Raw genomic sequence first — 8032 nt, 5'->3', positions numbered from 1 at the left:
TGTGGTGTGGCCCGATGCGGAAGGTCAATTGGGACGATTCTTTCAACGGCTCACGGTGACGCATGCGACGCGGTGGGTGCGGGCCAAGCGGCGGCTCGGCTATGGCCACGTCTATCAGGGCCGTTTCAAATCGTTCCCGGTTTGTGGGGCACGCGGGTCAGTCCGAGCACGGTCAATGAGCTGAACCGGAAGATTTACGCGCAGATCGAAGCCTGGCGGAATCGACCGATCGAAGGGGAGCGTGCCTACGTCTATCTGGACGTTATCGGTTGAAGCGGCCGGGAGCGGACAAGCTGTCGGTTTCCGTTCGATCGGCTTGAGATGCCAGCTTCTTGGGTGCGCAGCGAGACATGGGCGCGCAAAAAAACCCGTCGCAAGCTGGCTCGCCTGCGACGGGTCTTTACTTCTTCAATTTGGTAGCTGCCAGGATGTCGGTTAGGACATCCGGCCGATCTCAAGCCCAAGCACAAGAACTGTCTCCACAATTCATGATCTTCTCGATGACGTGATCATCTTGAAGATAGAATCCTTTAGAAAGGAGGTGATCCAGCCGCAGGTTCCCCTACGGCTACCTTGTTACGACTTAGTCCCAATCGCGGAGTTTATCTTCGGCGCTTGCTTCCTTGCGGTTAGCACGGCGACTTCGGATACCCCCCACTTTCGTGGCTTGACGGGCGGTGTGTACAAGGCTCAGGAACACATTCACCGCAGTATGCTGACCTGCGATTACTAGCGATTCCGGCTTCATGCAGGCGAGTTGCAGCCTGCAATCCGAACTGGGGCACGTTTTTTGGGATTTGCTGGCTCTCACGAGTTTGCTTCCCTTTGTGCGTGCCATTGTAGGACGTGTGCAGCCCTAGTCATAAAGGCCATGAGGACTTGACGTCATCCCCACCTTCCTCCGGTTTAACACCGGCAGTCTCACTAGAGTCCCCGGCATGACCCGCTGGCAACTAGTGACAAGGGTTTCGCTCGTTAAGGGACTTAACCCGACATCTCACGACACGAGCTGACGACAGCCATGCAGCACCTGTGCACGTTGTACCCGAAGGCCTGGCTCTCTTTTCAGAGAGTTAATCCGTGCATGTCAAGACTAGGATAAGGTTCTTCGCGTAGCCTCGAATTAAGCCACATCCTCCACCGCTTGTGTGAGCCCCCGTCAATTCCTTTGAGTTTCAGCCTTGCGACCATACTCCCCAGGCGGAGCACTTAACACTTTCGCTACGGCTGAAGGGCTATGGAGGACCCTTCAACCCAGTGCTCATCGTTTACGGCTAGGACTACCGGGGTATCTAATCCCGTTCGCTACCCTAGCTTTCGTGCCTCAGCGTCAGTGGAGACCCAGTGAGTCGCTTTCGCCACTGGTGTTCCTTAGGATATCAACGCATTTCACCGCTCCACCCTAAGTTCCACTCACCTCTATCTCCCTCAAGCGACGCAGTTTTGAGCGCAGTTCCTCGGTTGAGCCGAGGGATTTCACACCCAACTTGCGCCGCCGCCTACGCACCCTTTAAGCCCAGTGATTCCGAATAACGTTTGTACGGTTCGTCTTACCGCGGCTGCTGGCACGAACTTAGCCCGTACTTCCTCTGAGGCTATGTCAAACGTACGAGAGAACCCGTACGCATTTCATCCCCTCTGACAGTGGTTTACAACCCGAAGGCCTTCATCCCACACGCGGCGTCGCTCGGTCAGGCTTGCGCCCATTGCCGAAGATCCTCGACTGCAGCCACCCGTAGGTGTCTGGGCAGTGTCTCAGTCCCAGTGAGCCGGGTCGTGCTCTCACACCCGGTACCCATCATTGCCTTGGTGAGCCATTACCTCACCAACTAGCTAATAGGACGCGGTCTCATCCTCAGGCGGAATCACACCTTTGATCCGGAGATGTCATCCGGTATTACCTGCAGTTTCCCGCAGCTATCCCGGACCTGAGGGCAGATGAACCACGTGTTCCTCTCCCTTACGCCGCTTTCCACCCCTTGCGGGGTTTCTCGCTCGACTTGCATGCCTAATCCACGCCGCCAACGTTCATTCTGAGCCAGGATCAAACCCTTCAATTTTTGTTTGCTTAACCCGATTGAGCCTTCACGCCATTCGGACCTTTCGGTCCACCTGCCGCGACGACCCAACCGGAGCTGTTAACCAAAACGAAACGGTCTGATTAAGTAATCGCTCGCAATGCCCCTTCCGGTAAGAGTTGCCTCTCCCGCAAGACGCATCCCGAGCTTCAGTCACAGTCTTGTGCTGGCTGAAAAATTAACTTGGGATCACTACCAAATTGTCAAAGATCGAACGCTCCCCGCCGAGCCCTCAATAGCACAGTGTGCTATCAAGTTCCCTGCTGGGATCGTGCATTCTACGGATACGTCGGACAGTGTCAAGCGGTTCTGTGAATCGAAAAAAGATTCCCCTCCAAGCGTCTCCGTTCGGCAGCCCTCGCGGCGGCGGAATCCTTCCCCCATTTCGCCAGGCTTCGCCGTGCATGCCGTGAAATCCGCGTCGTCCGCCGCCGTGCCATCCGTAGCCCGATTTGACGCGTATTCGGCGTTTGTAACGGGCCACCGGCGGTTGCACCGCAGGCGCACTTCGGCGGTTCCCATATCGACGACACGGGGGTGGCCGACTCTCCTGACGGTACCCGTGGAAACCAGTCGTTACCGTCCGCAAAGGTGCTTCCGACGGTGGGCCATCGGACGCAAAAAAAGGCTTCTGCGGGACAAAATTCACTTCGACGAGAATTGCGACAGTAGGTAAGCTCTGGCAGTGACTTTATCGTTCCCTGTAGAACCGCTGACAGTTCGAATCAACGTTCGCAAATCCTACACGAGGCGCTCTCGATGCCACGCGTCTTAATCGTCGATGACGAACCGCAGTACGGGGTGTTCCTACGCGACTGGCTCACGCGCGAAGGCCACGAAGTCAAGACCGCGACCACCGCCGAGGCGGCCGTCGACTTTGGTACTTCCTGGTTGCCCTGCGTGCTGATCGCCGACTGGATGCTCCGCAGCCCGCTCGACGGCCTGCAAGTCTCGGAGGCCGTGCGGGCGGCTAACCCAAATCTGCAAACGATCCTGATCACCGGATACCCGTCCCAGGAGCTCAAAGACCGCGCCGCGGAGGCAAACGTCTTTTCGTTCATCGAGAAGCCGTTCTCTCTCACGGAAGTTGCCGGTGCGGTTCGCCAGGCGACGTGCGTCGTTCGGCCGCAACTGCCGGGCAGCGTGCTCGTGGTCTCTTCTTCCCAAACCGTGGCGAAGCTCGCATACGACACGTTGCGAGCCGCCGGCTACACGCCCCACGTCGTTAGCAATGGCTGCGAGGCCAAACAGGTGTTGCAGTCCGAACCGGACGTGTCGGTGGCAATTCTCGACGGCCTGGTCGCGGATATCGATCACGGCCTGCTGGCCGACGAGTTGCGCGCCGTGCAGCCCGGCCTGACGATCGTTGGCAGCAGCGAAGGCGACGATCGTCAAGATTTCGCCGAGTTGGGCATCACGTGGTTTTTGCCCCGGTTCTGGCAGGTCGGCGATCTGCACGACCTGCTGATCCGTCCGATCGACGCTTGCCCTCGCTGCGGCGAAAGCCTGCCGCTGCGGCAGCCTCTGCTTTGCGAGGAGCCGCGGCAGTTCATCTGCACGAATTGCGAGGAGCGCATCGTGGCGGTATTGCGGTCCGACGCACGGGACGAAATCTGCGGCAACGTGCAAGAGGATTTCTAGAGAAAGGCATTGCCGCGGCGCGTGACAGATTCGAGGCGTCTGTTCGACGACTTGAACGCCCTTAATGCGATTCGACCAGTCGCACGTGGGCCGTGACGTCTTGCCCCTGTCGTTTCACTCGAATCGCGACTTGCTCGCCCGGCTGCTTACTTTCGACCGCGGCAAGAAACTGGTCGGCCGTGGTGATCGGCACGTTGTCGACCGCCACGATCAGGTCCGCCGCGGACCGGTCGACCTGCGTCGATTCGTAGACGAAGGGCCCCTGCCGGCGACGATCTTTCTTGATCTGCGGGCCGCGCAGGCCCGCCGTTTCGGCTGGCCCTCCTGGCAACAAGCCCGCGATCAAAAGGCCGTGCTCGGTTTCATAGACCCGGGTAATACCGGTCTCGGGGCGGATGACCCGTCCCTTTTCGATTAATTGCGGAACAAACAACGAAATCGTGCTGACGGGAATGGCGAAGCCCACGCCGGTACTCTGCCCCGTGCGGCTGGCAATCGCCGTGTTCATGCCGATCAATCGTCCGCGGGTATCCAAGAGCGGTCCACCGGAGTTGCCGGGATTGATATCCGCGTCGATCTGGATAATCGATCGCAAACGGATGTGATTGCCGATGGGGAGCGAGCGATTCAAACTCGAAATAATGCCGGTCGTCAGCGAGCGTTCCTGACCGAAAGGATTGCCGATCGCGTAGATCTTCTGCCCGACTTTCAAGCTCGACGAGTCCCCGATCGTCACCGGAAACAGCGAGTCGGGCGGCGCTTCGATCGACAGCACCGCCAGGTCGCTGCTGGGATCGGCCCCCACGAGTTTTCCGCTGTACGACTGGCCGTTGTAGAGCGAAACTTCGATGGCCTTCGCGCCCTCGACAACGTGGTAATTGGTAAGGATGTGGCCGGATTTATCGAGGACCGATCCCGAGCCTACCCCCTCGGTGGGCACCTCGAGAAAGAAGAAGGCTTCGCTCCGGGCCTTCGTGTTGATGTTCACGACACTGCGATTCACATTCTCGTAAACCGCGATATTGACCCGCTCTTCGGGCGTTAACTCGTCCGGAGCATCGAAGGGTGACTTCGGCGCGGGGCTGAGGCGCGTCACCTCGGCGCTCAACAATTGGCCGCGGCCCGGCTCCTGCGCCTCGGCGACCGATTCGGTCGCCACATCTTGCCAATAGGTGGCCACCGCCGCCCCCAATGCCGCGGAGAGCAGGCAGCCCAGCAGATATTTCCTCATGCGGGGAATCCGAAGACGACAACAAGCGGAAGTAGACGCCCACGCGCAACTAGCAGAGGCCACTCAGGATACGCAATTCCGCACATCGAGGCGAGGTCAGATGCACTGTCTCACCCTTGCCGATTCGAGTTGATCGCACTTGCTGCTTTTGTGGATCGCACGATGTGCACACGCAAAGTCGGTATTTCGCGCTCTGGCGCGCGCATTCGCGCGAACACACAAACTCAAAGCGAATAACCGGTTCGCATGCCAGTTACCTAATGCCCCCAGTCTGCAAGCACCGATACGACTACCAAACCTTGCATTCTCTCGGCGGCGTGCTCGCAAGAGCGAAGGCCCTAAACGTTGCTGCCGGGCCGAGGGTCCCGCCGTCGCCCCCCCATACATACACGGGAGATCTGCGCATGCGTCGCTCCAGAGCGAGCCTGCTTCTGTTCTTCGCTACGTTTACGTCCTTGCTGCTGGCCGTCGGATTTGCCGACGGGGGGCACGAATCGACCGGTCGCCCGATCGACATCTATCGCCTCGACATTGATGAAGCTGCCGAGGGCTGGCATTGCGTTGGAACTGTCGGACTGGCCGAAGATTTGCTGAACGAAGCTTCTTGCGTCGTCGAGGTGGTTGCCGACGAAGGCATCTCGGTATTGGACGACTGGGTCATTCTGACCGGGCCGGGTTCGCCGCTGACGGTCGCCCTGCACCTCGATGAAGAGACCGCTTGCCAATTGGCCTACGAAGCCGAAGCCGCCGCGGCCGCGAATCGAGATCTCGCTCCGCCGGCCGCGCCAGAAGCAGAATTTGCTGGCTGCATCTTTGGTCCGTGGCCCTGCAACTACGCGTTTGTGGCCAGCCTTGCTGCGGAGCAAATCGAGGCCGCCGACGCGATGGACTGGCAGCGTGAGGCAACTGCCGCCCGCGAGGCCAGCACTCCCATCACCGCGGCGAGCGAGCGACTCGCTTTGGATGCGGCCATCGCCTTTGGCGGCTTGCCCCACGCCTTGGCATGGAACGAGGCGATTGCCCAAGCCAGCCGTTGCGAGTTCGCCTGGGACGAGCTGCAAGAACTGCCCGCTCATACCGCCGAGGGCTGGTTGGCCGAGCGTGCGGAGTTGCCCATCGCCGAGTTTTGCCGCGGGCTCGGGCAAGAGGCTTGGACGGTGCTCCGCTGGCTGAGCAGCTCGCGCGACCGCATGATCGCCGGCGTCTCGGCCGAGTTGGCGGCCTGGCTGCCGAAGCTCGCCGACCCGCATCGTCAGGCCGCGATCCCCAGCAGTCATAGCGGACGGTCGACAACGAGCGCCATCCGCCCGCAAGGCGCACTGATCGCCCTGTAACGATTCAACGGATTGTGCTCGTCCTGTCCTCTGCCTTCGGGGGGGCGGGTTTTGGGGACGGCCCCTCTCCAAATCGTTCGCTACATAGCAATCCGGAAGCCCGTTTTTCTGCTGCTTGCATGGCGGAATCACGGGCTTTTTTCGTTGGCATAACTCCAGCCGGTTGAATAAACTCAAGGCTGGTTCGCTAGGGCCATTTCCGGCCCAATATTGTCGCGCGTAGTGCCGGCAGCCGTTACGGAACACGGAGGCCCCCCGAGTCTGCGCCGCGTCTTAGGGGACATTGTCATGTCGAAAAACAGTCGCTGGTTGTGTGTAGGCTGCACCTGGGCCGCGCTTGCTTTGGCAAGTGCCATGATCGCTCGTGGAGCGGGGCCCGCTAAAAACGCCGAGCCCTCCCTCACCGGAGGCGGTACGAACGGTGCTCGGGTCGATGCTTTCAGCAAAGATGGAGAAAGCTTCTTCGCGCTGAGCTTGGCGCCGACCATGCCGCGGCCGACCGCCAAACCTCGCGACGTCGTGATTCTGTTCGACACCTCGGCCAGTCAGACGGGCGCGTATCGTGACAAGGCGATGCAAGCGCTCGACGCGACGCTCGCAGGGCTTGCTCCTGGCGATCAGGTGCGTCTGTACGCCGTGGATCTCAACGCGATTCCACTGATGGAGCGCTTCGCCGCGCCGGGCGGTCCTGAAACCCGCGCCGCGCTTTCCGCTTTGCGTGAGCGCATTCCACTCGGCGCCACCGACATGGCAGGCGCGTTACTGTCTACTTCGGACTCGTTCGCCGCGGCGAAAGGCGCCGCTCGCGGACGCGCCGCCGTGTACATCGGCGACGGCATGAGCACGGCGAACCTGCTGGCCAGCGAAGCTCTGCATCCGATCCTCGATCGGCTCACGGCGCAGCACGTACCGGTGAGCAGCTATGCGATTGGCCCGCGCGTCGATACCCAGCTGTTGGCCTGCCTGGCCAATCAGACAGGCGGCGTGATGGCCGTGGACGGCGAGAATTACACGGGAGCGCAGATCGGCAATTGGCTCGCCTCGGCCGTCGAAGCACCAGTCGTGTGGCCCAAGAGCGTGACGCTGCCCGATTCGTTGCAAGCAGTATCCGGCAAGCGCGCCCTGCCGCTGCGCTACGACCGTGACACGATCCTGGTCGGCAAGGGCCAGGTGACCGAGCCGACGTCGATCAAGATGACCGCGGATGCGGAAGGGCAGAATGCACAGCTTGACTGGCAGCTCAAGCCCTCGGCGCCGAGTTCGGACTTTGCCTTTTTGGCGCCGCTCGTGCAGTCCGCTCAGCACGATGGGGGACTGACGCTGCCGACTCTCGGCACGCAAGGCTTGAACGAAGTGCGCCGCATGTACGGGGAAGACGCTGCCGGCCTGAACCGGCTCGGACGCGTGGCCCTGGCCTCCGGCAATGCCGACGAAGCGCGGCGGCTGGCCGAACAAGCTCTTGAAGCAAACGCAGCCGACGAGGAAGCCAGCGCCATCGTGCGCATCGCCGATCAGCAGCAACAATCCGACAAGCCGCTGCCGGCGATGAAGTTCGCGACTCTGCAAGAAGACGGGACCGAGGCCCCTGCTCGGTCGGATATCGAGGCCGACGGCGGGCTGCTGGATGCGGTGGATCGCGATCGGCGGGTTTTGCAGCAGGCGATCCAAACCGAGGTGCGGTCGGCGATCAACGACGCGCGGACGCACATGACCGAGGCGCCGGAATTGGTGACCGACAACTTGAAGCT

5 protein-coding genes and 1 rRNA gene are annotated in these 8032 nt (G+C 60.7%); 4 read left to right on the top strand and 2 right to left on the bottom strand.

What is annotated here, in order from left to right; translation table 11 throughout:
* A partial coding sequence (locus tag VHD36_20120) for a hypothetical protein (protein ID HVU89646.1) occupies positions 1 to 184 on the top strand: 184 nt, incomplete at its 5' end.
* Positions 185 to 534: 350 nt separating this feature from the next.
* On the opposite strand, the gene VHD36_20115 is transcribed toward VHD36_20120, so the two are convergent.
* Positions 535 to 2060: ribosomal RNA gene (locus tag VHD36_20115) — 16S ribosomal RNA — on the bottom strand.
* A gap of 777 nt (positions 2061 to 2837) precedes the next feature.
* Here VHD36_20115 and VHD36_20110 point away from each other — a divergent pair.
* On the top strand, positions 2838 to 3719 hold the full coding sequence (locus VHD36_20110; protein ID HVU89645.1) for a response regulator: 882 nt from the start codon (positions 2838 to 2840) through the stop codon (positions 3717 to 3719).
* A 61-nt stretch (positions 3720 to 3780) separates the two neighbouring features.
* On the opposite strand, the gene VHD36_20105 is transcribed toward VHD36_20110, so the two are convergent.
* Positions 3781 to 4950 carry a trypsin-like peptidase domain-containing protein gene (locus VHD36_20105; protein HVU89644.1) on the bottom strand — a complete coding sequence of 390 codons (1170 nt, stop codon included), beginning with the start codon at positions 4948 to 4950 and terminating at the stop codon, positions 3781 to 3783.
* 404 nt (positions 4951 to 5354) lie between these two features.
* On the opposite strand from VHD36_20105, the gene VHD36_20100 reads away from it, so the two are divergent.
* A complete protein-coding gene (locus tag VHD36_20100; protein HVU89643.1) occupies positions 5355 to 6284 on the top strand; it encodes a hypothetical protein in 930 nt (309 codons plus the stop codon).
* A 486-nt stretch (positions 6285 to 6770) separates the two neighbouring features.
* The coding region (locus VHD36_20095) for a hypothetical protein (GenBank protein ID HVU89642.1) at positions 6771 to 8032 on the top strand (1262 nt) is incomplete at its 3' end.

The sequence above is a fragment of the Pirellulales bacterium genome (assembly GCA_035546535.1).
GTDB lineage: Bacteria > Planctomycetota > Planctomycetia > Pirellulales > JACPPG01 > JACPPG01.
This window is presented reverse-complemented; position numbering and strand designations above follow the sequence as displayed.